Annotated in this window: 19 protein-coding genes; 9 read left to right on the top strand and 10 right to left on the bottom strand. The window is 54.7% G+C overall.

Translation table 11 applies throughout. The annotated features are described in order from the left end of the window. The first annotated feature begins 1 nt into the window (after position 1). From Q674_RS21390 to Q674_RS21375, 4 genes are read left to right on the top strand one after another with little or no spacing between them, the layout of a single operon-like run. Positions 2-1609 carry a phosphotransferase gene (locus Q674_RS21390; RefSeq protein WP_023007603.1) on the top strand — a complete coding sequence of 536 codons (1608 nt, stop codon included), beginning with the start codon at positions 2-4 and terminating at the stop codon, positions 1607-1609. Beyond that, positions 1606-2340, top strand: a complete 735-nt coding sequence (locus Q674_RS21385; RefSeq protein WP_023007602.1) for a glycosyltransferase family 2 protein — start codon at positions 1606-1608, stop codon at positions 2338-2340. Before Q674_RS21390 ends, Q674_RS21385 begins: the two co-directional genes overlap by 4 nt. Positions 2341-2343: 3 nt before the next feature. Then, positions 2344-3480, top strand: a complete 1137-nt coding sequence (locus tag Q674_RS21380; RefSeq protein ID WP_023007601.1) for a glycosyltransferase — start codon at positions 2344-2346, stop codon at positions 3478-3480. Beyond that, on the top strand, positions 3470-4492 hold the full coding sequence (locus Q674_RS21375) for a WavE lipopolysaccharide synthesis family protein (protein ID WP_023007600.1): 1023 nt from the start codon (positions 3470-3472) through the stop codon (positions 4490-4492). The genes Q674_RS21380 and Q674_RS21375 overlap by 11 nt, the downstream gene beginning before the upstream one ends. A gap of 37 nt (positions 4493-4529) precedes the next feature. On the opposite strand, the gene Q674_RS21370 is transcribed toward Q674_RS21375, so the two are convergent. The 4 genes from Q674_RS21370 to glnE all read right to left on the bottom strand — a co-directional run bounded on the left by Q674_RS21370 (position 4530) and on the right by glnE (position 10513). Next, positions 4530-5768, bottom strand: coding sequence for an O-antigen ligase family protein (locus Q674_RS21370; RefSeq protein WP_023007599.1), 1239 nt, complete (start codon positions 5766-5768; stop codon positions 4530-4532). Between the two features lie 27 nt (positions 5769-5795). After that, positions 5796-6533, bottom strand: a complete 738-nt coding sequence (locus Q674_RS21365) for a 3-deoxy-D-manno-octulosonic acid kinase (RefSeq protein WP_023007598.1) — start codon at positions 6531-6533, stop codon at positions 5796-5798. A gap of 76 nt (positions 6534-6609) precedes the next feature. Continuing rightward, the gene (locus Q674_RS21360) at positions 6610-7533 is read right to left on the bottom strand and encodes a branched-chain amino acid transaminase (protein ID WP_023007597.1); all 924 of its coding nucleotides are present in this window, start codon (positions 7531-7533) and stop codon (positions 6610-6612) included. Positions 7534-7612: 79 nt separating this feature from the next. After that, positions 7613-10513 carry a bifunctional [glutamate--ammonia ligase]-adenylyl-L-tyrosine phosphorylase/[glutamate--ammonia-ligase] adenylyltransferase gene (glnE, locus tag Q674_RS21355; protein WP_023007596.1) on the bottom strand — a complete coding sequence of 967 codons (2901 nt, stop codon included), beginning with the start codon at positions 10511-10513 and terminating at the stop codon, positions 7613-7615. A gap of 80 nt (positions 10514-10593) precedes the next feature. Here glnE and Q674_RS21350 point away from each other — a divergent pair, with 80 nt between their 5' ends. Then, a complete protein-coding gene (locus Q674_RS21350) occupies positions 10594-11787 on the top strand; it encodes a potassium channel family protein (RefSeq protein ID WP_031209480.1) in 1194 nt (397 codons plus the stop codon). Here Q674_RS21350 and Q674_RS21345 read toward each other — a convergent pair. From Q674_RS21345 to typA, 5 genes are all read right to left on the bottom strand, one after another. Next, a complete protein-coding gene (locus Q674_RS21345; protein ID WP_023007594.1) occupies positions 11764-12624 on the bottom strand; it encodes a CYTH domain-containing protein in 861 nt (286 codons plus the stop codon). The two genes, Q674_RS21350 and Q674_RS21345, sit on opposite strands and share 24 nt — an antisense overlap. A 95-nt stretch (positions 12625-12719) precedes the next feature. Continuing rightward, positions 12720-13727 (bottom strand): porin, encoded by a 1008-nt coding sequence (locus Q674_RS21340; RefSeq protein WP_023007593.1) that lies wholly within the window; start codon positions 13725-13727, stop codon positions 12720-12722. Positions 13728-14190: 463 nt separating this feature from the next. Next, complete coding sequence (gene dtd, locus Q674_RS21335; RefSeq protein ID WP_014420516.1) at positions 14191-14661, bottom strand: D-aminoacyl-tRNA deacylase; 471 nt, start codon at positions 14659-14661, stop codon at positions 14191-14193. Between the two features lie 107 nt (positions 14662-14768). After that, complete coding sequence (pip, locus tag Q674_RS21330; RefSeq protein ID WP_023007592.1) at positions 14769-15731, bottom strand: prolyl aminopeptidase; 963 nt, start codon at positions 15729-15731, stop codon at positions 14769-14771. A gap of 119 nt (positions 15732-15850) precedes the next feature. After that, entirely contained in the window at positions 15851-17662 is a 1812-nt protein-coding gene (typA, locus tag Q674_RS21325) for a translational GTPase TypA (RefSeq protein WP_011784289.1), read from the bottom strand. Positions 17663-18055: 393 nt separating this feature from the next. Between typA and glnA the strand changes: the two genes are divergently transcribed. The 4 genes from glnA to ntrC all read left to right on the top strand — a co-directional run bounded on the left by glnA (position 18056) and on the right by ntrC (position 22955). Beyond that, positions 18056-19459 carry a glutamate--ammonia ligase gene (gene glnA / locus Q674_RS21320; protein ID WP_011784288.1) on the top strand — a complete coding sequence of 468 codons (1404 nt, stop codon included), beginning with the start codon at positions 18056-18058 and terminating at the stop codon, positions 19457-19459. Positions 19460-19656: 197 nt separating this feature from the next. Further along, complete coding sequence (locus tag Q674_RS21315) at positions 19657-20181, top strand: DUF4124 domain-containing protein (RefSeq protein ID WP_031209479.1); 525 nt, start codon at positions 19657-19659, stop codon at positions 20179-20181. Between the two features lie 219 nt (positions 20182-20400). Further along, on the top strand, positions 20401-21525 hold the full coding sequence (gene glnL, locus Q674_RS21310) for a nitrogen regulation protein NR(II) (RefSeq protein ID WP_011784286.1): 1125 nt from the start codon (positions 20401-20403) through the stop codon (positions 21523-21525). Continuing rightward, positions 21522-22955: a nitrogen regulation protein NR(I) gene (gene ntrC, locus Q674_RS21305; protein WP_023007591.1), complete on the top strand. Its 1434-nt coding sequence runs from the start codon at positions 21522-21524 to the stop codon at positions 22953-22955. The genes glnL and ntrC overlap by 4 nt, the downstream gene beginning before the upstream one ends. A gap of 15 nt (positions 22956-22970) precedes the next feature. Here ntrC and Q674_RS0120425 read toward each other — a convergent pair whose 3' ends face one another. Continuing rightward, a complete protein-coding gene (locus Q674_RS0120425; protein WP_152526035.1) occupies positions 22971-26480 on the bottom strand; it encodes a DUF6701 domain-containing protein in 3510 nt (1169 codons plus the stop codon). Positions 26481-26494: the final 14 nt, after the last annotated feature.

The following is a 26494-nucleotide window of genomic DNA, read 5'->3' as shown; positions in this document are numbered from 1 at the left end:
CATGTTCCTGATTATGTCTGCAGCCTACATCACTCAGGAATTACGCTCCGAGTTTGGCGCACTCCCCCCCAGCTTTCTGCCACTGGGTAATCGCCGGCTTTTTCAATACCAGGCGCGCCTCGCACCGGAAAATTCCGAAATTTTTCTGACGTTACCTGAATCCTTTGAACTCTCGGATTTTGATCAGGAATGGCTTGCAGAGAACAACGTTAACATCATCAAGCTACCCGATGGCCTCAGCCTGGGAGCCTCATTAGTTACGGCCCTAAATCTAGTCGAGCAAGGTCTCGAGACACCGCTGCATGTTCTCTTCGGAGATACGTTGATTGATCCGCTGCCTCACGGCGACGATCTGATTGCCGTTGCGCATGTAGAGGACAACTACGACTGGGCAATCGTCACTGGGAATGATGAGCAGTGGCTGGTAAGCAGCCAGGACACCCTCTCTGGAAGCGAACACTCAGTAGTAACCGGCTATTTCAAATTCAGTAACCCAAGACAACTGATACGCTGCATTACCAAATCCAGCTGGCAATTTCTTGAAGGTCTTGGGCAGTACCGAAAAAGTGTGGGTCTCAGTACGGTCAAGGTTTCCAACTGGATGGACTTTGGCCACGCCAATACCTATTTCAGATCCAAGTCTGCGTACACAACCCAGCGTGTATTCAATGAACTGAAGATAACACCAGATTGGATCGAAAAGTCCGGCACACATAACGCCAAAATCGCAGCCGAGGCAAACTGGTTCGAAAATTTACCTCCCATGCTACGGCGCTTCACTCCGCAGTACCTGGGTCGCCCCGAGGGGCTATCTGACAGCGCCTACAGGCTGGAATACTTACACCACACTCCATTAAATGAGTTGTATGTATTTGCAGATATTCCCCCCTTACTGTGGAAGAAAATCCTGAAGGAGTGCCTATCCTTCCTGAACGCATGTACAACACACACACCGGTAGACAGCAAACAATCCACCGCTGACCTGACCGCGCTGTTTACTGGAAAAACAACTGCCCGACTCCAGGACTTCACTATACAACGCGGTATAGACCTCAAGACTGTGTATAGATATCAGTCAAAAGGGCGGGACAAGAGGGTTCTCGAACTCTCCATTGAGGATCTGGTCCATGGAAGCCATGCCCGGCTTCCGCGCCGCAAAGCGACAAACTCACTGATCCACGGAGATTTCTGTTTCAGCAACGTGCTCTACGAGTTCCGGACCAATAGAATCAAGGTGATCGATCCGCGAGGCCTGACCCCCAACGGAGAACAGAGCATCTACGGAGATATTCGATACGACCTCGCCAAACTCAGTCATTCAGTGCTGGGAATGTACGATTGGATCATTGCTGGCTACCACAAAGCTCACCTCAATGATCAGGAAATATCTATAACATTGCCGGAAACACCGAAACACCACGATATTCAGCAGTTATTCATGGAGATGGTGGAGTCACAATTCTCGGTCACCCCTACCGAGCTATATGCAATGCAAGTTCAGTTATTCTTATCCATGCTGCCACTACACAGCGATGATCAATATCGGCAAGAAGCCCTCTTGGCAAATGCATTTCGCCTGTATGACATAATGGAGCGACATCAGCAATGATTGTTATCCCCATGGCCGGCCTGAGCTCACGCTTTTTCAAAGCCGGGTACGACAAACCGAAGTATATGCTAGAGGCCCATGGCAAAACGCTTTTTGCGCACTCAGTTTTGAGTTTCGCAAAATACTTCAGCAACGAGCATTTCGTCTTTGTTGTGCGAAACGTATTCGACACCCCTCGTTTTGTAGCCAAAGGGGCAGAAGCACTCGGCATCAAGAGCTATGAAGTTATTGTTCTCGATCAGGAAACACAGGGACAGGCGGAAACTGTTTATTTGGCACTGAAACAGGTCAAGGTAGATGAAGAGCCGCTGACAATTTTCAACATTGATACTTTCCGACCGGGTTTCACTTTCCCCGACGAAAGCCGAAAAGGCGCAGGCTACCTGGAGGTTTTCCAGGGGCCAGGCGAGCACTGGTCGTTCGCAGAACCCGCTTACCCAGATTCATCACTGGTGAAAAGAACAACTGAGAAAATCCGTATTTCCGACCTGTGCAGCACCGGCCTGTATTATTTTAGTAAAACAAGTCATTTCATAGAATCGTTTGAAGCTTATTGCCGAATACCCAAGTCTGAATGGCCAAAGGGAGAGCTTTACATAGCACCACTCTATAACCAGCTTATAGAACATGGGCACGCCATACACTACCACCTGATAGAACGAGGTGACGTGATCTTCTGCGGGACACCAGAAGAATACACCGAGTTTCTTGAACAGGATCAAAGAGATTAACAGATGAAACTTGCCTTTATTCTGGGTGGCTCAAACTACAGCCAATCGCTCTACCGGGTGACGATCGATGCTGCTACGGCGTTACGCGATCGGGGTATAGAAGTCGATTTCATTTTCTGGGAAGATCCCGGCACTCTATCTGGAAATGACCAGTATGTCCCAATCTTCGGTTTGTCCAAGGAAACACCAGCCAGTAAATGGTTCGCAAAGTTTTTTTCTTCATTCCTTGGCAAACATTTTTACTACTTTTTGTTCAGTCGTTTGTTCGTGGCACAGCTATACAACGGTATGTCTGCCAGTCGTTACGATGCCTTTTTTTTTCACGGCCAGGCCTGTATCCCAATGCACTCGGGAATAGGCAATAATTTCATCATTGTGCATAGCTGCAAGTCCGAAAACTTTCTCGGCAGGTTGTCCGGCCTCCAACGAAAGATTTACCGCAGAATGTATCAACGTATATACAGCAAAAAAAACCTGCTTTCAGTGTCGAAAGACGTAACATCAGATATGTTAAACGGGATTGGAGCATCACCGCAGACCATTGGAGAGATATACAACGGCTTCAACTTTGATCGTCTCAAAGAAGCAATGCAACGCCCCTGCTCCCTGAAACTTCCAGATGCCTACATCATGTCTGCGGGCAGACCAGATCGAACAAAACGCTTTGACCTCCTGCTTGAGGCCTACGCAAAAACCCGCAAAACCTATCCATTGGTGATTTTTGGAGATGGCAAACGACTCGGCGCTCTTAAAGAACAAGCTGTCAACCTGGGGATTTCGGACAAGGTGATCTTCCCGGGATTCTGCAGTGATTTGCTTGGAGCATATCGAAACGCTGCACTTTATGTTTCCAGCTCCGATGTCGAAGGCCTACCCACCGTGATTATCGAGAGCCTGGTATCCGGAACACCTGTTGTTGCTACAGACGCAGGAGGAAGCAACGAGCTTCTTGCAGGCCGGCTGGCAAAGTGGATTGTTCCTCGCGGCGATGTTGCAGCTCTGGCAAAGGCCATGGACGATATACTTTCAGACCCGCCTGAAGTCAGCGAAAAAGATGTAGCCTTCCTTGATTATCGAACTATAGCTGGCAAATATGCCGACTGTGCGCACAACAGAACGGAGTATTCTAGTGGTCAGTAACACGGACATAACGGTCGTTGTTCAGGGGCCTGTACAGACTTTTCGGGATCGAGAACAGGAAGAGGGCATCACAAAAAAGTGTTTGCAGTCAGTGCGCCGGCACCTTCCCGGAGCACACATAATCCTATCGACCTGGCCCGAGCAGGATCTGACCGGGCTGGACTATGACGAACTGGTTACCAGTCCCGACCCCGGTTCAAATATTCGCTATTTCAAAGTAGACGGCTCGCCCCAGACTTTTAACAATAATCGCCAGATTGTTTCAACTCTAGAGGGCCTTAAGCGCGTCAAGACGCCCTACGCGATCAAACTCCGCAGTGACAATTTCCTGACAGGATCTCAGTTTATTGCGCTGCAGAACCGTTATCAGGCACGGAGTACAAGCTTCCGATTTCTGCGCGAAAGGGTGGTTGTCAGTAATGTGTTCACGCGGAAATTCGCAAAGGGCTTTCCAGTGGCCTATCACCTGAGTGACTTTTTTTATTTCGGGCTTACGGAAGACTTACTCGCAATCTGGGATCTGAACTTACTAGAAAACGCAAAAGACAAAATCCTAGAAAACGAAGTTTCTTTCTATTCAACGTTCCCGATTGACTGCACGCAAATGCTCTGGCTACGCACGCTGTCAAAGTTCGCCCCCGACATCACCCTAAGGGGTTTATTGGATAACGCGCCGGAGACCCTCGAACAATCAAATCATATCTTCGCCAACAACCTGGTGATTGGCGCCCCGAAGGAGATCGGATTAGGCTTATGCAAGAAATTTATGGGAACCGCAAGAATCTCCAGGCCGAGGGGGCGATGCGCTCAGTGGCAGCACTTTGAATGGCAGGACCAGTACAACAAATTTTGTAAACCTTCGCCTCCGGTAGATACAGGGAGTCCGACTTTTAAATTAAAAATCGCCTTGCAAAGGCTTATGTATGTCTATCCGACGAGAATTGAAACAATATTCAAAATCGTGAAACGAAGGAAAATCCGCGAGCGCCTGAAAGATCGACACAAAAGCTAACTTGCAGATGTCCGTGTAAAGCACGGGGTCAGGCCCATTAATCCTGCTTATTTGTCGGAGTAGTTTTCGGTTTCTCTGCTGCCAGAATAAAGAGCATGAAGCCAACATAAAAGATGACCGGAGCATGCGCCAAGGGTACATCGGTCAGTGCGGACGCAATCAATAGAATCAAGATCGATACACCCGCGATTCGAGCCCACAACTCCACACCAGAGGACCAAAATGCCCTTATCGCCACAACAATGAGAGCCACTAACAGGCAAAGCCCCACAGCACCTTTTTTCACCCACGTATCCAAAAACTGGTTGTGAAAGTGTAATGCGTTGAAATGGTATAGCCCCGAACTTAATTCACCTTGCTCGTACAAAACCTCCAGAGCCTCCCGGTAGTGCTCGCCATGGCCAATTATCGGTGCATCGGCTATCAGGGGGATTGCCGAGGCCCAAAGTTTAAGGCGCACACCAATCGACGTCGAAAAGTTGCCATCAGCTACGGCCTCCACTTCATAGATAGTTTGAGCCATGCGATCGGAATTGAGGATACCCAAGCCTAAACCGGCTATTAACAGAGTGGTTAGCAGGGCAACGGATGCTTGGCTGAATCTGACCCCGGATTGCTTCAAACTAGCCAAAAAGAGCAGAACGATAACCAGCCCTAAAGCCGGAACAAGGACACCACGTGTCTGGGTCATCATCAGGGCAGCCAAAAGCGCGATAACAAGTGCCACGGAGAGCATTCGAAACTTTATGGCTTTATCAGCGAAAAGGGCAAGAGAATACAATGCCAGAAAAAGCACCCCAACCACAGTCGCAAAAGGGATCGGGTTTATATTTCCGCCAACACGCCCCCCATGTTCAAAGTACTCGTAAAAAGCCAGTGCCGTCAGCGTTAGAGCTGAAAGAGTCAACAGACCATGTCGCCAAGATTCAGACAATATCAGCCCCCTCGTGAACTGAAGGTACAGAGCAACACATAAAAAAGCTCTCAGCTCCCTCCAACTGCCTCCGTGGACAAAATAAATGACTGCACTGTAGGCGATATATAACCAGAGCAAATTAATGAAAGAGCGCAAAGGCGATAGATCACGATCCCGCGCAATCTCCGGACACAGACTTCTCCCAACACCCAGAACCAGAAGAGATACCAGTACAACACCCGGGGCGTATTTTACACCGTCGGGAATCCACCACATGAGGGTCATAACGTAAACGACAGGTGCAAGCGCCAACCAAGTGACGGCGGTTTTCTGCAGGTAGGACAAGGGCAAATACATCATACTACTTCCGGCGATATGGAATTACTGTTAGGCGTGATTATAAGCGGCAACCAACTCAGCCCAACCTTCTTCAACAATGCCGTTCGCACCCGGCGATTTGACCTTGTAAAGTGAGCGCTTTAACCGTGCCAAATTTCGGGCTTTCCATCTCGCAGAAGAACCATCCTGCGCATTAGCAAAAACACGTGCCTTGTCGAAATCAATCAGGAACACTTCGAGCCCGCGGAGCATAATGTTAAAGCAATTAAGGTCAGCGTGATAAACACCCGCATCATGAAAAGATCGAATGGTTTTGCCCACTGCTCGCCAAACCTCAGCGCCTAAACTCTGCAAATCGTCCCCCATGGGACGAGCGTTGGAAAGACGCTCAACAATAATGGCACCGCTATAGAAAAATCCGCACCTACTCACCTGTGCTGCAACTGGTTTCGGTACCGGAAAGCCTGCAGAATACAACCAGCACAAAACTCGAAATTCACGAAAAGGGCGGCTATTACGTTTGCCAAAGTACAGGTAATAAGAAGAAACAAAGCGAGCGATAACACCGCCTCTCTTGTAGTGCCTGAGCACCCAGGATTGCCGCCCATTCGCTATAAACCATGCAGAGCCCCTTCCACCACTTGCGATTAACTGCGCTGAATTCTGCCAGAATGAAGCTTGAAACCACCGAAACTGGAACTTTTCTGAATATTCCGAACGGATCAAATATGAGGAGCTCTTGATCGTTTTGGTCACATACTGGTCGTTGGCCCTTTCACAGGTCATTTTAAAAGGCCTCCCTGTAAAGAAAAAAACCGCGTTTTCCGAAATCGGCCAACGCGGTTTTGGCTCCCTCGGTTCATCACCGAACCAGCGTCAACCAATCCGAATGCTGCTCCAACTTCCCCTTCACCGCATCAAAATACATGCTCTGCAGCTTCTCGGTAACGGGACCGCGCTTACCTTTACCGATCTGGCGACCATCCAGTTCGCGGATAGGCAGCACTTCGGCAGCCGTGCCAGTAAAGAACGCTTCCTCAGCAACGTACACCTCATCGCGGGTAATGCGGCGCTCTTTGACCTGCAGACCAAGGTCTCGGGCAAAGTCAATGATAGTGGCACGGGTGATACCTTCCAGGCAGGAAGTCAGCTCGGGGGTGTGCAATACACCATCACGCACGATAAAGATGTTCTCACCGGAACCTTCCGCCACGTAGCCCTCGTTATCCAGCAGCAGAGCTTCCTCGGCACCACCGGAGATGGCTTCATTCAGGGCCAGCATGGAATTGATGTAGTTACCGTTGGCCTTCGCCTTGCACATGGTGATGTTTACATGGTGGCGAGTGTAGGACGAGGTGCGCACCTTGATGCCCAGCTCCTTCGCTTCCGGAGACATGTAAGACGGCCAGCTCCAGGCCGCAACCATCACATGCACCTTCAGGTTGTCAGCACGCAGACCCATGCCCTCAGAGCCCAGAAATGCCATCGGGCGCAGATAAGCCTCATCGAGATTGTTTTCCCGCACCGCTGCGCGTTGGGCCTCGTTGATCTCGTCCTTTGAGAACGGCATCTTCATGTTCAGGATGTGCGCTGAACGGAACAGCCGATCGGTATGTTCTTTCAGGCGGAAAATCGCCGGGCCATTCGCGGTGTTGTAGGCACGCACACCTTCAAAGCAACCCAGGCCATAGTGCAGGGTGTGGGTGAGGACGTGGGTTTTGGCTTCCCGCCAGGGAACCATTTCACCATCCAGCCAGATAAGGCCATCGCGATCAGCCATCGACATTCTGTTCTGCTCCTGAGTAAGCGGTTTTCGGGGAACTGGCATTCTAGCAGCAAACGCCGCCTGAAATAAATTTAGCTTGCTACTCAACCATGACTTTTTTCCACATACTTTGGATGTAGTCACGCTCTTCTGTGAAGGCTCCGCCCTCGACCTGACTGTTGAGATTCTGCAAAGCTCTGCGGTGGATGGTGGAGCGCAGTGTGATGAACACCTCCCGCAGCCGCTCAGTGTCTTCTACTGGCAAAACGCCTGCGCGGCCTAATTCTTCCAGTTGGCGGATGTTATCACTCCACTGGGTCAGCTCCGGGTGTTCCGGGCACCAAGCCAGCATCAGGTACTGCACCATGAACTCGACATCTACGATGCCACCGTTGTCATGCTTGATGTGGAAAACGTCATTCTGCCGGGCTGCGGGTGTCCCGAGGTTGCTGCGCATTTTCTCACGCATATCGACCACCTCCTGCCGAAGCGACGCCTTGTCCCGTTGTCGGCACAGTATCTGGTGGCGAATATCCTCGAACGCTTTGAGCGTATCGTCGCAGCCTGCCACTCCCCTGGCGCGGGCCAGCGCCTGATGCTCCCAGGTCCAGGCATCCTCCTGCTGGTATTTCTCGAACGCCTGCAAGGTACTCACCAGCAAGCCGGAGTTACCCGAGGGGCGCAATCGCATATCCACTTCGTAGAGCTGCCCGGAGGGTGTCTGGGTACTGAGAATGTGCACGATTCGCTGGCCGAGCCGGGTATAGAACACGGCGTTATCAATAGGCTTGTCGCCATCGGTGGCCAGTTGAGGATCAGCCTGGTGCACAAACACCAGATCCAGATCTGAGGTGTAGCCCAGCTCGATACCACCGAGCTTGCCGTAACCGATGATGGCGAAATCGGTATCACAGGCGGAGCCATCGGCCCGCCGCGGATAACCGTGCCGGCTGACCAGATTCGAGAATGCCACATCCACCACATGATCCAGCACCACCTCGGCGATCCAGGTCAGGTAATCACTCACTTTCATCAGCGGCAGCGTGCCCTTCAGCTCTGAGGCCGCCACCCTCAACACATGGGCCTTCTTGAAGTAACGCAGAGCCTCCATCTGCTCTTCCAGATCTTCATACGGAATCCGCAGCATTTGCTGACGCAAATCATCCTGCAACTCCTCCTTGGCCGGCGGACTGTATAGGCTCTCCGCATTCAAAAGTTCGTCCAGGAGCAAGGGCGTATCCGCCAGCAAGCGCGCAATCCAGGGGCTTTCACTACACAGCCGCACCAACTGCGTCATGGCTCCGGGATTTTCCATCAACAGAACCATATAGGCGGTTCTGCGCAGAATGGCTTCAACCAGTTGCAGCACACGGTCCAGCGTTTCCGAAGGATTCGCCACATCCATCAGGGCGTTAATCAGGAGCGGCACAAACTGATTGAGCCGCTTACGCCCCTGGGTCTGCAGAGTCTGCACGGTGCGACTGTCTCGCAGACTGGTCAGGCGCTTATAGCTGCCATCCGGGTCCTCAAACCCGCTTTGCTCCAGCCAGCCCAAGGCACTGGCTTCATCCATTTCCGCCAGCCACAGTTCGTAGCAGCCATCGTCGACACCACCCTCATCGGCGTCATCCTGTTCTTCCGTGGCGATGATATCCGCAAAATGACGAGCCACCCGGCTTCGATGTTCCTCCAGCGCAGACAGGCAGTCTTCCCAGCTATCGAAGCCCATAATCCTCGCAACCCGAGCGCAGGACAGCGCATCCTCAGGCAGAACCTGAGTCTGTTTGTCTTCCATACCCTGAAGGGCATGTTCCAGATTGCGAAGGAACACATAGGCGCCCCTCAGCTCACCGACCACCCGGGAGGGGAGCAACTCCAGTTCCTCCAGCTCCTTCAAGATCTGTAGCAACTCACGCTGTTGCAGCTCCCGATCACGCCCGCCGCGGATTAACTGGAACGCCTGCACCACAAACTCAATTTCCCGAATGCCGCCACTACCGAGCTTGATATTATTCTCCAGCCCCTTCCGGCGGACTTCCCGGCTGATCATTTCTTTCATGCTGCGAAGCGATTCAAAGGCGCTGAAATCAATGTATTTGCGGTAAACGAAGGGTTTGAGGCTAGCCATCAGCACCTCACCGGCACGCTGGTCGCCTGCCACGACGCGGGCCTTAACCATGGCATAACGCTCCCAGTCGCGCCCCTGATCCTGGTAATAGGTTTCCAGGGCGGCAAAACTCAGGGCAAGCGCTCCGCTCTGGCCGTATGGCCTCAAGCGCATATCCACCCGGAAAACAAAACCATCGGCGGTAATCTGGTCCAGCGCCTGAATCAGCCGCTGACCAAGCCGGATAAAGAACTGCTGGTTATCCAGGGCACGCCGGCCGCCCTGGGTTTCGCCTTTTGAGGGAAAGGCAAAAATCAGATCAATATCGGAGGAAACGTTCAGCTCCCGGCCGCCGAGCTTGCCCATACCAAGCACCACCATTTTCTGGGGTGCCTCTTGCCCGGTTACCGGGTCATCACCCATGGGAGTACCGAACTCTTCACAGGCTCGCTCGTAGAGCCAATTCAAGGCACCATCAATGGCGGTATCCGCAAAGGCACTGGTGGCGGCCATGGTTTCATGCAAATCGGCCCACTTCATGAGATCCCGCCAGATAATCCGGAACTGCACTTCCCGCCTGTACTGGCGAAGTGCTGAATGCAAGGCCGGTTCAGAGTCAACGTTCTGGAGGTAATCCCGCCAGCGATCAGCCAGCCAGGCCTCTGTGGTTGGTTCAGTTAAAGGCCGGGCAGCAACGGCGGGCCGAATCTGCTCCGGATGGCGTTCAAGGGTTTGCCGGAGAAACAGGCTCCGGGCGATAGCCTCTGCCACATCGGCCTCGGAGACATGGTCACCGGCCAGCCAGCCTGGCAGCCCCTCCGGGAATACCGATGGCCAGCATCCGGAAATCTCCTCCTTGAGTGCTCCCGGCAATGAAGCCCATGGCTCAGACATAACGCAACCCTCTGTCTCTCTGATATATTTCAGGTACTGTATAACGAACTCGCCAAGGACTGAACAGGCACCCGCTCTCCATGATGCGAAATAAACGCCCTCTGAATCCGGAACATACCCAATCCCACCTCCCTATGGGCGGGCTTATACGAAGTCGGATCAATCGGCTTTTTGCCATCCTTGGGGGACTGGTATCTGCGCAGATTCTTATCCTGTGGGCAGCAGAGCCACTCTCGTTCTTCGAAGCCGTATGGCTCACCATGACGACACTGGTTACCGTGGGCTATGGCGACTACTCACCGGTCACGCCCGTAGGCCGCATCAGCACCATTGTGCTGATGTTTGTCTCCGCCATTACCCTGTTAACCCTGATCGTAAGTGATTACATCGAATACCGTTTCTACCGCAGAGAACGCATACTGACTGGACGCTGGATTTACAAAATGAAAGACCACATTGTCATCATCAACACCCCTAGAAGCGGCGGCGAGCAGTACTTCATGCGATTCGCCTCGCAGATTCGCTCGGTCCCCGAGTACCACACGGTGCCGATTATGCTGCTTACGCGGCAATTTCCAGGAGGGCTGCCTGCGGAACTGTCCGACTGCGGCGTCGTTCACTTTCACGGCGCAGGAAATGACCCGGAAGCCCTGAAATCCGTGCACGCTGGCAGCGCCAAGCACATCATCGTGTTGGCAGCCGACGAATCAGACCCGATGTCAGACAGCCTGACCTTCGATATCGCCCATCGACTGGCCGAATCCAATCTGGGCGGCAGAACCACGGTTGAATGTGTCGGCGACCACAACCGTGCAAGATTCAAAGCACTGGGCGTTCGCACCACCATTCGCCCCGTGCGCACCTACCCTGAAATCATGGTTCGCTCCGTGGTCGCCCCAGGTTCCGAAAAGGTTCTGGAAGACATGTTCAACTACGAGCGAGATCATCCGCATCGTTATGATCTCAAACTCGACGACCTTACCTGGGCGGATATTGTCAGTGCTCTGATCCGCCACGGTATTGGAACCGCTCTGGCCTACATCGATCACGACAATGAAGTCATCTGCCACCCGGATACCAACGCTGAGGTTGAGGGCAAAGGGCTGATTGTTCTGGTGCGTTCCAGCGAGACGCCGGAGGTTTCCGTGGTAGAGGAAGCGCTGGACCGGTACTGGGAGTTTCTCAAGCAGTGGCGCACCATGCATGAGCAAAACCAGAAAGCCGCCACCGAGAGCTCTGAAGAGCCCCCTTCAGCCGGCGGCAGCGAGCGCTAGTTGCAACTGACCGAACTCAGGAAATTGCTCAACCAGGGTCGGCACCGTAATTCCGGCTTCCAGCGCCTTGGCTACCGGCCTCCAAACGGGCAATAGTCCGGCCGCTTCCACCTGCGGCTCAATCTCCGCAAGCGCGCTGGCGGGCAAACACATCGCGTCACCGGTCAACCAGGCCTGACTCACGTAATGCAGAAAAGATACCGAGCTGAACCCGGAAGCGGGCAGCACCAGAGACGGGCGGTAGATTCCGGCAAGGTAGTAACCTTGCTCGGCTTTGCTTACCAGGTTAAGAAAAACCGGGACCGCTTGCGCAAGAGCACGGGCGTTTTCAAGCAGCGCTGCGGGCTCTCCCGCTTTGAGCTCAAATTCCACCTCATGAAGAGGCCTTGCCCGCGTTCCACCCACCACTTCGCCTGAGTCCAGAGCAACCTCAATTACAGACTCCGCTTGCTCCAGCATGATAATGCGCCGCTGGAAGTTGGTTTCGAATGCCAACGCCAACTCGTCAAGGTCGACCTGAGACCTCAACGGAGTCTGCTCCAACAGCCCAAGATCCAGATCCGGCCCCGGCAGATCCCACTCCCACTCCTGGCGGCGATGGGCTCCGTTTACGAACTCGCCCTGGGTTTTCAAAGTCTGGATATAGCGATCACCAGCCTGACGGACTCGCAAAGCAGCACGGGCCTGGTTTAACCCGGCATTCGGGGTGTCGTAGTAGCGATTGACCAGTGTTTTGACCGGACCTTCGCTTGCACCCGGTCGACCTTTGAGCCACTCGAAGGCCCGGGACTGCGCGGATTCTGAAAGGGTCAGCTTTACTTCAAGTTCCGTGGCCACTGAAACGCTCCTGATGATTTCTCTTCCTGTAAAAACAGAAAAGCCGGTGACAGAGTCACCGGCTTTCGATACTACTTGACTAGCTTATTAGCTGATCAGAAGTAGTAAACAGCGCCGATAGCGGCGATGGACTGCTCGTCGCCAGAACCTGACGCGGGCTCATCTTCAATAGAATAGATTTCTTCGTCTGCGTTGCTCAGGTAGCCTTCAACATACACGTACATGTGGTCAGACACGTTGTGCAGCGCCTGCAGAATGATGGTGTCGTTCTTATCACCAGACTCATCGTCGTCATTCAGCTGATAGGACAGAGCGAACTGGTTTTTACCCATGGTGTAAACGCCCATCACACCGAAAATGTCAGCAACATCTTTACGGGTTTCGTATGAGCCTGTCAGACGCAGATTGTCCAGGTTATAGCTTGCACGAAGGCCATAGGTGTTTTCGTTGTTGCCATTGCCGTTATCGTTGGAGTCAATCGCGAATGCCAACTCGAGGGCGTCAACTTCATACATGGCAGCCAGCTGATACGGGAACGACTTGTCGCCATCTTTAGCATCGTTGTCGCCATTGAACTGCACAGCAGCACCGAAAGTCAGGCCACTGAAGCTCGGAGACAGATACTGAATCAAGTCACCTTCGCCAGTGTCGTAGTTGCCCTGAATATCTGAACCAACTTCGTGAAAGTTGTAGATTTCGTCAATGGCAGACTCGTACATGGAGTCGTCAGAACCCACCCAAACTTGACCAAAACTGTCGCCCTTAATACCGATGTAGGCTTCGTCAAGACCGTCGATACCGTTGCTGCCACTCTTATCATCAGCATTGATACCTTCGAGCTCCAGCTTGAAGAAGCCTGTGATTCCCGGAGCAACTTCGTGGTCATGCTTCACACCAAGAGTAGTGCCGTTGTCAAAGTGCTTGACCTCGGAGCCACCACCGTCAACGTTGGTGTGGGTGATCGCGTACTGAATGTTACCGTAAACAGTCGGCATGGAATCCATCTTTGCCGCCAGCTCAGAGGCAGACAGAGTAGACTGTGCCATGGCAGCGCCAGAGAAGGTTGCAGCTGCAATAGCAGAAGCAAGAATCGTTTTTTTCATGTTGCGTCTTCCTTTTTGAGTTAACTCAGGTTTTCGACGGGTCTAAATCCCGATTTTTATTGGCCGGCACAACGCTTGGCTCTGCCTGCCGGGTATCTGACTGGCCCCTGTCATTCCTGCGGGACCAGCTTTTCTTCTTTTTATAAGACAAGCACGCTTGCCTTAGATCTCAACCACTTACACAGCTTTATTAAAGCTCTGCGTAATGAACCTGTTTTAATACAATGTGCCATTTTTTGCAAATTTTTAATGGCTATTTTTTAGCCCCATTTGCATTCGTAACCTTTGTCGTTAGATCAGCCTGGACTAACAACCTCTCCCATTTCCACAACAAATTCAGGGCCAGATAACCAAAAAAATCTGAAAAACAACCGGTTATCTTACGCTCAACGCTTCCTCAGCTGAGAGCCACAAAACAATACCTCAAATCACGCACTTTCGTGAGGCACTGCTGGCAACTGCGTCACATTTTTGTGCACGACCCTCTCTGGCCAGATTCCAACATAAAGGTAACCGGACCATCGTTGATCAGTGCCACTTTCATATCAGCACCAAACTCCCCCGTACCCACACGTCCAGCACCCAGCAGCCCACTCGCTTCAGCCACAAAGTCACCATAAAGCCGATTCGCCAGCTCCGGTGCAGCCGCCAGGGAAAAACCCGGGCGCGTGCCAGATGACGTGTCAGCAGCAAGCGTAAACTGGGGGACAACAAGCAATGAGCCACCGGCATCCTGAACATTCACGTTCATCCGGCCCTGCTCATCGGGGAAAACCCGGTAGGAGAGGATTTTTCGGCACAGTTCCTTTGCCTCATTCAGTGTATCGTTCCTTTCTACGCCAAGGAGCAAGAGCAGCCCGGGACCAATACGGGCAATCGTTTCACCATCTACGGCTACACTGGCTTCCGAAACGCGCTGGATCAGTCCTTTCATTCAGTCCCTTGAGCGGTAACACCGAAGGTTAAATTTCTGAAACGCGAAAAGTGTATAGAGCCCGCAAGACCACCGCAACCCTGTCAGATCAATAAAAAGTCGCATTCTCAGCCAACTGAGGGAAGACTTCTGGCAACCACACTCTCAACGCCCCGCATCAGGGCATCTACAATCGCTGGCTCGGATGCCGAGTGGCCGGCATCACGAATGATCTGAAGCTCCGCCTCCGGCCAGGCCTTGCTCAGAGCCAGGGCATTATCCAGCGGGCAAACCATGTCATAGCGGCCGTGCACAATCACGCCCGGAATGTCCTTTAGCCGCGAGGCATCACGCACGATCTGGTCGGGCTCAAGGAACGAATTATTCATGAAATAGTGGCATTCAATCCGGGCCAGCGCTATGGCCACATGAGGATGCCCAAAATGCTCCACCACCTTGGGATTGGGATGCAGAGTGGCGCACCGCCCTTCCCAGATTGACCAGGCTTTGGCGGCCTGAATCTGTTCCAGCTCATTGGCACTGGTCAGGCGTCGATAGTAGGCCGACACCATATCATCGCGCTCCACCTCCGGAACCTGGGAAATGTAGTCCTGCCAGTAATCCGGGAATACCCGGCTGGCGCCGTCCTGATAAAACCAGTGAATATCCTGGGGCCGGCACAGAAAGATACCCCGCAACACCAACCCCAGAACCCGTTCTGGATAGGTTTCGGCATAAACCAGGCTTAGCGTGGAACCCCAGCTTCCCCCAAACAGCAGCCAGCGATCGATGCCGAGAAAATGGCGAACCGCTTCAAGATCCTCAACCAGCTTGTCAGTGCTGTTACCCTCCAGCTCCGCCAATGGAGTCGATCTTCCCGCCCCTCGCTGATCTAACAAAATAATCCGGAAACGCTCGGCATCGAAAAACCTTCGGTGGTAATCCTCACAACCGCCACCCGGCCCGCCATGCACCACAATCACCGGAATGCCGTCCGGATTGCCGGATTCTTCCAGGTACAGCTCATGGGGATGATCCACCGCCAGTCGGTGGCGTGCGTAGGGCTCGATTTCAGGATAGAGGGTCAGCATGAAAAACTCCGTTTCGGGGATAACGGCAGTCTAGCTGAGACAGGCGAGAAAAATACAGGGGCCAGGAAAACAGACGGAAGCGTTTACTGCCTCACAACGATTTCCTGGCCCCGGAAGAGTTACTTCTTGTTAGCGCGCTTACGCTCGTTTTCGGTCAGGAGCTTTTTGCGCAGACGAATGGACTTGGGCGTTACCTCAACCAGTTCGTCGTCGTCGATAAACTCCAGCGCCTGCTCAAGAGTGAACTTGATGGGCGGCACCAGGCCGATCACTTCGTCCTTTCCAGAGGCACGCATGTTGTCCAGCTTCTTGCCCTTGGTGGGGTTAACCACCAGGTCGTTGTCACGGCTATGGATACCGCAGAGCTGGCCTTCATAGATTTCCTGGCCAGGGTCCAGGAACAGCTTACCCCGGCTCTGTAGAGTTTCGAGGGAGTAGGTCAGCGCAGTACCGGTGGCCATGGAAACGATGACACCGTTCTGACGGCTGGTTACGTCACCCATCTTCACCGGGCCGTAGTGGCTGAAGGTGGAGGTCAGGATGCCGGTACCGGAAGTCATGGTCAGGAAGGTGTTACGGAAACCGATCAGGCCACGGGCCGGAATGGTGTATTCCAGGCGGATACGGCCCTTGCCGTCCGGGATCATGTTAGTCATGTCACCTTTGCGCAGCCCCATCTGCTCCATAATCGGGCCCTGGTGCTGCTCTTCGATGTCGATGATCACGTTTTCGTACGGCTCTTGCTTCTGGCCGTCGACTTCCTTGATGACCACCACCGGCCGGCCCACGGCCAGCTCGAAGTTTTCGCGGCGCATGTTCTCGATCAGAACCGACAGGTGCAGCTCACCACGACCGGATACCTTGAACTTGTCGGCCGAGTCGCCTTCTTCAACCCGCAGCGCTACGTTGTGCAGTAGCTCTTTTTCCAGGCGCTCCTTGATGTTCCGGCTGGTCACATACTTGCCTTCTTTACCGGCAAACGGTGAATCATTTACCTGGAACGTCATGGATACGGTGGGCTCATCAACGGTCAGCGCCGGAAGGGCTTCTACGTTGGAGGGATCACACAGAGTGTCAGATATGAACAGCTGGTCCAGACCACTCACGCACACAATGTCGCCAGCCTGGGCTTCCTCAACTTCCACACGCTGCAGGCCAGAGTGGCCCATAATCTTCAGGATACGACCGTTACGCTTCTTGCCGTCGGCACCGATAGCCACCACCGGGGTGTTGGTCTTCACTTTACCGCGCATAATGCGACCGATACCGATGACACCCAGGAAACTGTTGTAGTCCAACTGGGAGATCTGCATCTGGAACGGGCCATCCAGATCAACCGAAGGCGCTGGCACATGATCAACAATGGCCTGGAACACAGCGTCCATGTTGTCGTCCAGATTCTCATGATCCATGCCGGCGATGCCGTTCAGCGCACTGGCATAGACTATCGGGAAGTCGAGCTGTTCATCGGTGGCACCAAGGTTGTCGAACAGGTCAAACACCTGATCCACCACCCAATCCGGGCGGGCACCCGGACGGTCGATTTTGTTCACGACCACAATCGGGTTCAGGCCCGCTGCGAAAGCTTTCTGAGTCACGAAACGGGTTTGCGGCATGGGGCCGTCGATGGAATCCACCACCAGCAGCACACTGTCCACCATACTCATTACACGCTCTACTTCACCACCAAAGTCAGCGTGGCCCGGGGTGTCTACGATATTGATGTCGTAGTCTTTCCATTTTAGAGCAGTGTTTTTTGCCAGAATGGTAATGCCACGTTCTTTTTCCTGGTCGTTGGAGTCCATTACACGCTCGTTTTCGAGCTCTTTCCGATCCAGCGTGCCAGACTGGCGCAGCAGCTGGTCAACCAGGGTGGTCTTGCCATGGTCAACGTGGGCAATAATGGCAACGTTTCTAAGCTTATCAATCACAACGGGTATCCTGAAGAAATTAGCGGCGCGCAGTATATCGAAAAGTCCATGGCGATAATATGAAGATTAGCGCCTAATATGTAACCAATCGGGGCTTGCACCATAATTATGCGTTATCAGAGAACTTGCACCACCATGGTGCACTGCAGTGGTGCAATAAGCATGGTCTTCGGCCAGGAAGCTGCGCCACATTAGCCCGAAAGCCTTGTCGCTGCGCTGTTCTGGCGCAGCCGACAAAAACTGGCAAGCCGATTGCTTATGCCAAAGCAGCCGCATAGTGAAGGTAAGGACCACAAGCTTCTGGTAAGCTTCCCTGACCTGAAAAAAGATCGGGCCTCAGAACACTGAACGATCCGGCACAACGAACATGTAAAACCTTACGGAGCATGCACAATGTCCAAGACGATTGATTTGATCAAAGAACACGAAGTCAAGTGGATTGACCTGCGTTTCACCGACAGCCGTGGTAAAGAGCAGCACGTAACCCTGCCCGCCACCGAGGCGGACGAAGACTTTTTCGCTGACGGCAAGATGTTCGACGGCTCCTCCATTGCCGGCTGGAAAGGCATCAACGAATCCGACATGATCCTGATGCCGGACGACGAAACCGCCGTTCTGGACCCGTTCACCGAAGAAACCACCGTCAACATCACCTGCAACATTGTAGAGCCTTCTACCATGCAGGGTTATGAGCGCGATCCCCGTTCTGTTGCCCGTCGCGCCGAAGAATACCTGAAGTCCACCGGCATTGCCGATGGCGCCCTGTTCGGCCCTGAGCCCGAGTTCTTCGTGTTCGATTCCGTCAAATGGAACGTGGACATGCAAGGCGCCTCTTACCACATCCATTCTGAAGAGGCCGCGTGGGTTTCCGGTGAAGATTTCGACCGCAACAACATTGGCCACCGCCCGGGCGTAAAAGGCGGCTACTTCCCGGTTCCGCCGGTCGACAGCCTGCACGACCTGCGTGGCGCCATGTGTGCCGCCATGGAATCCATGGGCCTGGAAATTGAGGTTCACCACCACGAAGTGGGCACCGCTGGCCAGTGTGAAATCGGTGTTGGCGCCAACACCCTGACCCGCAAGGCAGACGAAGTTCAGATCCTGAAGTACTGCGTGCACAACGTAGCTCACGCCTACGGCAAGACCGCCACCTTCATGCCCAAGCCGGTTGTGGGTGACAACGGCTCCGGTATGCACGTTCATATGTCCCTGAGCAAAGACGGCAAGAACCTGTTTGCCGGCGACAGCTACGCGGGCCTGAGCGAAGCAGCCCTGTACTACATCGGCGGTGTGATCAAGCATGCCAAGGCCATCAACGCCTTCACCAACCCGGCCACCAACAGCTACAAGCGCCTGGTTCCGGGCTATGAAGCACCGGTTATGCTGGCCTACTCTGCCCGTAACCGTTCTGCCTCCATCCGTATTCCGTACGTGAACAGCCCGAAAGCTCGTCGCATTGAAGTGCGCTTCCCGGATCCGGCCGCTAACCCGTACCTGGCCTTTGCTGCCCTGATGATGGCCGGCCTGGACGGTATCCAGAACAAGATCCACCCTGGCGATGCTATGGACAAAGATCTGTATGACCTGCCGAAGGAAGAAGCCCTGAACATTCCGAAGGTTGCCGAGACTCTGTCCGAGGCCCTGGACTGCCTGCAAGCAGACCACGAGTTCCTGACCCGTGGCGGCGTGTTCACCGAAGACATGATCAAAGGCTACATCGACCTGAAGCGTGGTGAAGTCGAGCGTCTGAACATGACCACTCACCCGGTCGAGTTCGATCTGTACTACTCCTGCTAAAGCCCTGCACCAATTCGGTGCAGACTATGCAGACCAGAAGCCCCGCCCCGTGCGGGGCTTTTTTTGTGGCCTCAATCCCAGTTCTTAACCAAGACCCACGCCCTTAACGATATGTAACCAAGGAAGCAGGCCACAACATTGAAATGACCTTGCCCGCAATCGATAATCAAAGCAGTTCATTACCACAGGTTATCGCCATGAAAGCACCGTTCGTACTCGCCGCTGGCCTGCTGATGCTGGCTTCGACCACAGCACACAGCGAGGTCTACCGACACGTTGACGCCTATGGCAACGTCACCTTTTCCGACGAACCCATGGAAGGCGGTGAAGAGGTCCAGGTGAAGCCCGTGACCACCATCACCCTGCCCAAGCCGGAAGCGGTTCAGGAACCCGAACAACTCCGCGAGCGGGTGGAACGTGAGGGCGCAGCCTACCAGGCTGTCTCATTCCAGTATCCGGCCAATGAACAGGCCTTTCACAGCGGCAACGGCAACGTCACCTTCGAGGTTCAAAGCACACCACCGCTGAAGCGGGGCCATAAATTTGAGGTGACCCTGGATGGACAACCGGTCGGGCAAAGCAGCTCAGGCTCGGTAGCCGTCAGCAATATCGACCGGGGCACTCACAATGCGGGCGTTCATATTGTCGATGAAAACGGAGTACGCGTGAAATCCGGCAATTCAATTACCTTCACGATTCACCGCCCATCCGTTCTCAACTAAATCTTATTCGCACCAACATGGTGCAATTGCACCATGTTGTGACCATACTTTGGGCAGCCAAGGGGCAAAATCCGGGCTGCCTGTCGCCAGACCGTTCACTACTGCACCAAGCTACAGCACCGCGTACCGGCTACCGCGCCCGTTCTGCCCGATCCTTGCCCATTGGCTACCCAATGCCAAAAAACTGGTTCGCTTTTTGCAGCCGCAGGGGTACATCCTATGAGTCGAGAACGGAAGCAACGCATGCCATTCCATCCAGTCACCATATCCGGAAGCAGTTACAAGAGTATTCTGGACAGTCTGACAACCGCAGTACTGGTACTTGGCGATGATCTGGCTATCCGTTACCTCAACCCCGCCGCCGAAAGCCTGTTTGAAACCAGTATGACCCGAAGCCATGGCCTCCCCTTACAGGAGGTTCTGGTGGATTCCGAGGATGCCCTGACCACTCTGCATGCCGCAGTGGAGAACGGCCAGTCCTACACCCGCCGGGAAGCTGAATTTGCCTTGATCAGCGGTGCCAGACTGACGGTGGATTACTCGGTGACTCCCATCAGCCTGGACCCGACCGAACTGCTGATCGAGATCCAGCCCCGAGACAGACTCATGCGTATCAGCCGGGAAGAAGACATCATCTCGCAACAGGAGACCACGCGTATCCTGGTGCGGGGTATGGCCCACGAGATCAAGAACCCGCTGGGCGGCATCCGTGGCGCGGCGCAACTGCTGGACCGCGAGCTTTCAGACGACGACCAGCGAGAATATACCCGTGTGATTATCGACGAGGCGGACCGTCTGCGCAGCCTGGTGGATCGCATGCTCGGCCCGAACAAAGCCCTGAAGATTGCGCCCACCAATATCCACGAAATTCTGGAGCGGGTCCGTACTCTGATTGAGGCCGAAAGCAAAGGCCGAGTGCGCCTGAGACGCGACTACGACCCGAGCATCCCGGAATTCCCCGGCGACAAAGAGCAACTGATCCAGGCCTTCCTGAACATCGCCCGCAACGCCATGGAGGCGGCATTCGAAAACGAAGCCGCAAGCGGGCGTTCCGCAACGCCCACCATTACCTTTCGCAGCCGGGCCTTGCGACAGTTCACCATCGGCCATCGGCGTCACCGACTGGTGTGCCGGGTCGACATTATAGACAACGGCCCGGGCATCCCGCCCGAGCTGTTGCAGAACATCTTCTATCCCATGATCAGTGGTCGGGCCTCGGGCACCGGACTCGGCCTTTCCATTACCCAAAGCATCATCGGCCAGCATCGGGGGCTGGTGGAGTGCGAGAGTGAGCCCGGAAGAACCGATTTCATCATCTTCCTGCCTCTGGAGGACAGCAAATGAGCCAACCGGCAAACGTCTGGATTATCGACGATGACAGAAGTATTCGATGGGTGCTGGAACGCGCCCTGAGCCAGGCTGGCATGCAACCGCGTGTATTCGACAGCGGCGACAGCATCATGATGCGGCTGGAACACGAGCAACCGGACGCCATCATCAGCGATATCCGGATGCCTGGCGTGGATGGAATCACCCTGCTCTCCCAGATCGTAGAACTGCATCAGGATGTGCCGGTTATCATCATGACCGCGCACTCGGATCTTGAAAGCGCGGTGACCAGCTACCAGACCGGTGCCTTCGAATACCTGCCCAAGCCCTTTGATGTGGATGACGCCGTCGCACTGGTAAAGCGGGCCGTTGCCCACAGCCATGAAAAACGCGCCGCCAGCGAACCGCTGGCCGACGCTACACCACGCAATACCGAAATTATCGGTGAAGCCCCGGCCATGCAGGAGGTTTTCCGGGCCATTGGCCGGCTGTCTCACTCCAACATCACCGTATTGATCAATGGCGAAAGCGGCACCGGTAAAGAGCTGGTAGCCCAGGCCCTGCACAATCACAGCCCCAGAGCACGAAACCCGTTCATCGCCCTGAACATGGCGGCAATTCCGAAAGACCTGATTGAATCCGAATTATTCGGCCACGAAAAAGGCGCCTTCACTGGCGCCGGCGCTGCCCGTCAGGGCCGCTTTGAACAGGCCAACGGCGGCACCCTGTTTCTCGATGAAATCGGCGACATGCCCGCCGACACACAGACTCGACTGCTGCGGGTGCTGGCCGATGGCGAGTTTTACCGGGTAGGCGGCACCACCCCCATCAAAGTGGATGTGCGCATCATCGCCGCAACCCATCAAGACCTGGAAAAACTGGTACAGGCCGGCAACTTCCGGGAAGATCTGTTCCACCGCCTGAATGTCATTCGGGTGCACCTGCCCAAGCTGGCCGAACGCCGCGAAGACATTCCACGCCTGATGCAGCACTTCCTCAAGCGAGCAGCCAAAGAGCTGGCAGTAGAACCCAAGATCCTGCGCCCGGACGCAGAGGAATACCTCACCACCCTGCCCTGGCCCGGTAACGTCCGCCAGTTGGAAAACACCTGCCGCTGGCTGACCGTCATGGCCAGTGGCCGGGAGATCCACATTGATGACCTGCCCCCGGAACTGCTGCATCAAGCGGAAAACGAGCATGCTGCCACCGGTCTGACTTGGCAGGAAGGCCTGAGGAACTGGGCAGAACAGGAACTGAAGCGGGGCAAGAAAGGCATACTGGATACCGCGGTGCCCGAGTTTGAGAAAATCATGATTGAAACTGCGCTGAAGCACACCGGCGGCCGCCGCCGGGATGCCTCCATTCTGCTGGGTTGGGGGCGGAATACGCTGACCCGGAAAATCAATGAGTTGGGGATGGATCAGCCGGAGGGGGAGGAGGATTAGGACTCTTCCTTCACCTCACTCGGTCACCTCCCGCCAGTAAATGATACGGTCGTGGCCGCGGTAGACGCCGAAGGTGGCCACCCCTGACGGGTCGCCCAGTGAACCGTCACCGTCATAGTCTCCCTGTAGCCAGACCGGCACCGGAAAACTGACCCTGACGTCCCCCCGGTTTGGCTCGCCTGGCGCCGCCAGAACAACCTCACTGCCCGTGGCCGAGCCTCCCATATCCATCGTCCCCGAGACCGGCACAACCGAGGTACTGCCCCCGGAGAGGCCTGACTGATCCAGAGTGACACTACCCGTGTTGTAGCCCCAACAACTGTCCGCCAGATTCCGGGTGAAGCCGGCTGCCGTATAATGGTCAATCTGGAGCGGCATTGCCAGATTAACGGTTTCCGGGCCGTATACATTCTCCAGCTGTAGCCTGCCGTATCGCAATTCGAAGTTCACAACGGGTGCCAAATTCGTTGGCAACAGCGGGGCTGTCACGCTGTCTGCATCCTGCAGCTGTGTCAGTTCAATGGAATAGTCCGGTGTAAACGGCGCCACCCGCGTCTGTACCGTCTTGTCATAGGTAATCTCATCCGATGAAGAGAACCGATATTGCAACTGGCCCCGCCCGATCACGGACAGAGTCGGATTGGCGAGACTCGTGCTGACAGGAAAGGGATCGCCGTTGGCATCCAGACCGCTGTTATCGGCTGCTGCTGGCGTTCGCACAAGGCTGCCCGGCGACAACCGCTGGAAATCACCCAGAGTGTAATTCCGTGTCACGGTTCCCCCGACATTCAGGGCCTCCACCAACAGCGTGGGTTCGGCGCCGCTGAGCCATTCAAACGGCTTGCCGATATAGGAGAATGCGGTAGAAATGTCGCAATAAGCCTCGATCTCACCCGGCTCCGTAATCGTGACACCAAAACGATCGGGGATGAAACGTCCTACATGGCTGACCGCGTTACCAATGACATCAGCTGTGCCCAGATAACCACCACTGGCCAGCTCAGGAGTAATGCTGATGATGCCCACCTCTGGCCACTGGAACTGACCGCAGGCAGTGCCGCCTGCGGCCGCGGCGCCGTTACAGTCCTGAGCAAAGTCGCCGAAAGAGCCGGAAAGTGCGGGACTGTCTCCACCCGATGGCGCGACGAGAGAGGCCTCCAGCACTACGTCTTCAGCGGGCGTTTCCTGGCCAAAATTTGGCGTCACGTTGCCGCTGGCATTAACAGACGAAACCCGAACCTCGAAATCATCGCCGGCCGCTACAAACGCATTATCGTCCTGAACTGAGGTCGCTGCCGGATTACCCGGAATCGTCAGTTGGAAATGATCCGGGCGGGCAACAAATTCACCATCGCCAAGCATTTCCAGGCCTGCATCATCGCCGGAGCCTTGGTAACGGGCATTGAGACGGACCCTCCCGACATCGGGGTATCGAATACTCACCGTTGCCAGGCCATTGGCATCGAAGAACAATGGCTTGGTTCCGGTGATAGAGGAAGGTAACTCGCTGCCATCCTCATCTAATATCACACTCTGACTACCAGAAGACGGGTTGATGTAGGAAGACCAAAGCGCAATATCTTTCGTTTCCTCGTCAAAACCGGGAACACAACGCTGGGTGCTGTCATCCTTGCGTACCGCCGCGATACGGGCTGTGACAACGGTATCCGCAATGTGATCCGGCACCGTAATATCAAATCCCGAATCAAAGAACGTCATCTCACACTGACCGGCCGTCAACGTGCCGGAACCGTCATCACAGAGAGTCTGCGAAAATGCCACCGTACCGGGATCCGACGAAGGAACCCCCAAAGTGACGGTGCCAGGTGAGGTAATCGCCAATGAACGAGTGGTCTCACCATTCATCGTGAAGGTGTCTCCCCCTAACCAGCCAGACGGAGACAAAGTCACTTCCACAGGATCAGGGAAGAAAGCGTTGCAGGCCGCATCGTCGCAGGCGCGAATTCTCACGGTCTCAGGCTTACAGGTCAGGCCTCTGCCACTGTGTATGATTTCAAAGTGGTCCACTCGTCGCTGGATTTCGCCCACCTTGTCTGCGCAGATTTCCAGACCATCGAGCTCATGGATATTTGTTGAGCCACCCGTGGAGCCGGTCAGGGAAAAGAACAGGTTCTCCGGAACATCCGCTTGCTGGCCAGTGAGCGTTACCGAGATGATCTCCTGATAGTCGGTGCCCGTGGCAGTGGTGTCTCTCTCAACCAGGAGAACAGGGAGAGCGCCTCGTGAGTCGATGGTTATCCGGTAACGGTGAGGTGCATTCCTGCCGGTCGCATCAATGCCGGGAGACAAGGCATCGGAGCCTGCGATGTACTGGTAATCCAAATCTTCGGCGCCGCGCACTGCCACCGAGTCGGGCGTTCGTCCACGTTTGCCGCCCTGACGACCCTCGCTCCAGTTCGAATAGTTGCCGTACTCGTCAATACCTATGCCAAGCCAACCGCCAGCGAAGCCCCCGGTTCTGTCTGGCTCCTGTGCATAGCCGAGCGAACCACCATAACCACCCGCCTGCGGTGTGATCGACGCGTCAGAGAAAACGATCGCGACGCCATCGGCGCCGTTGCCATCGTAGGCATAGTAGTCAAATTCGACCTGGATCAGGTTATCAGCACCGGGGAACAAGCGCTGTAAACTGACCGCTGTCGCCTGGTTCCCTAAAGCCTCAGTCAGCCTCAGCCTGCCACCAACAATGCCAGGCCTGAAACTCCCCCTGGAGACGGAGGTTGCCCAGTCATCGGTATTGAGAGCCCCCCCAGAGAACTCTTCGCTGAAACAGATTGCCGGTTTAGGGTCTTCAACGGTGTAGGTGATTCGCACTCGTCCAGATGCTCCTGCACCACCATTTGCCGACAAACAGACAAGAAAACTGCAGGCGGCACCACCTCCACCCCCACCGGGCACACCACCCGGCGCCCCACTTCCACCGGAACTGCCGTTGCCGCCGGCCCCGCCTCCAGCTACTGCGCTCCCGCCCGTACTGCCCGCGCCATCGTTTCCCGCAGAACCAGAGCCTGCGGAACCACCACCGCCACCACCATCTCCACGGGCGTTGGCACCTCGACCACCACTGAACGCTGCATCACCGACACTCGAGACCGCACGTCCACCAGCGCCGCCCGAAGTATTGTTAGTGCTTACGCCAGCACCACCCTGTGCGAGCAGTGTTGACGGACTGCCAAACCAGGAGCTGTCGCCTGCGGCCGAATTGCTTCCGCCGGAACCAACCCGGTAGGCAAAAGTCTGGCCAACTGAAACCCCGAACGACCGGGAAGCATACGCACCGCCACCACCACCACCTGCCTCCACGCCGCCTCCAAAGAGGGAACGGGAAACCGAGCCACCACTACCACCACCACCCCAAACCTCAACCGTGATGGATCGAACATTGGCCGGAACCGTAAAGGAACCATTACCAGGAGAATCGAACTCCACAACCTGTTGTGCCTGGAGCGATAAGGGGACAAGTGAAAACAGCAACGCCAAAAGCAACAAGCTTTGGGTTTTCATAAACGTCCGTGACA

The organism is Marinobacter sp. EVN1 (assembly GCF_000475375.1).
Lineage (GTDB): Bacteria > Pseudomonadota > Gammaproteobacteria > Pseudomonadales > Oleiphilaceae > Marinobacter > Marinobacter nauticus.
The sequence above is the reverse complement of the archived record's forward strand: the minus strand, read 5'-3'. Positions and strand labels throughout refer to the sequence as shown.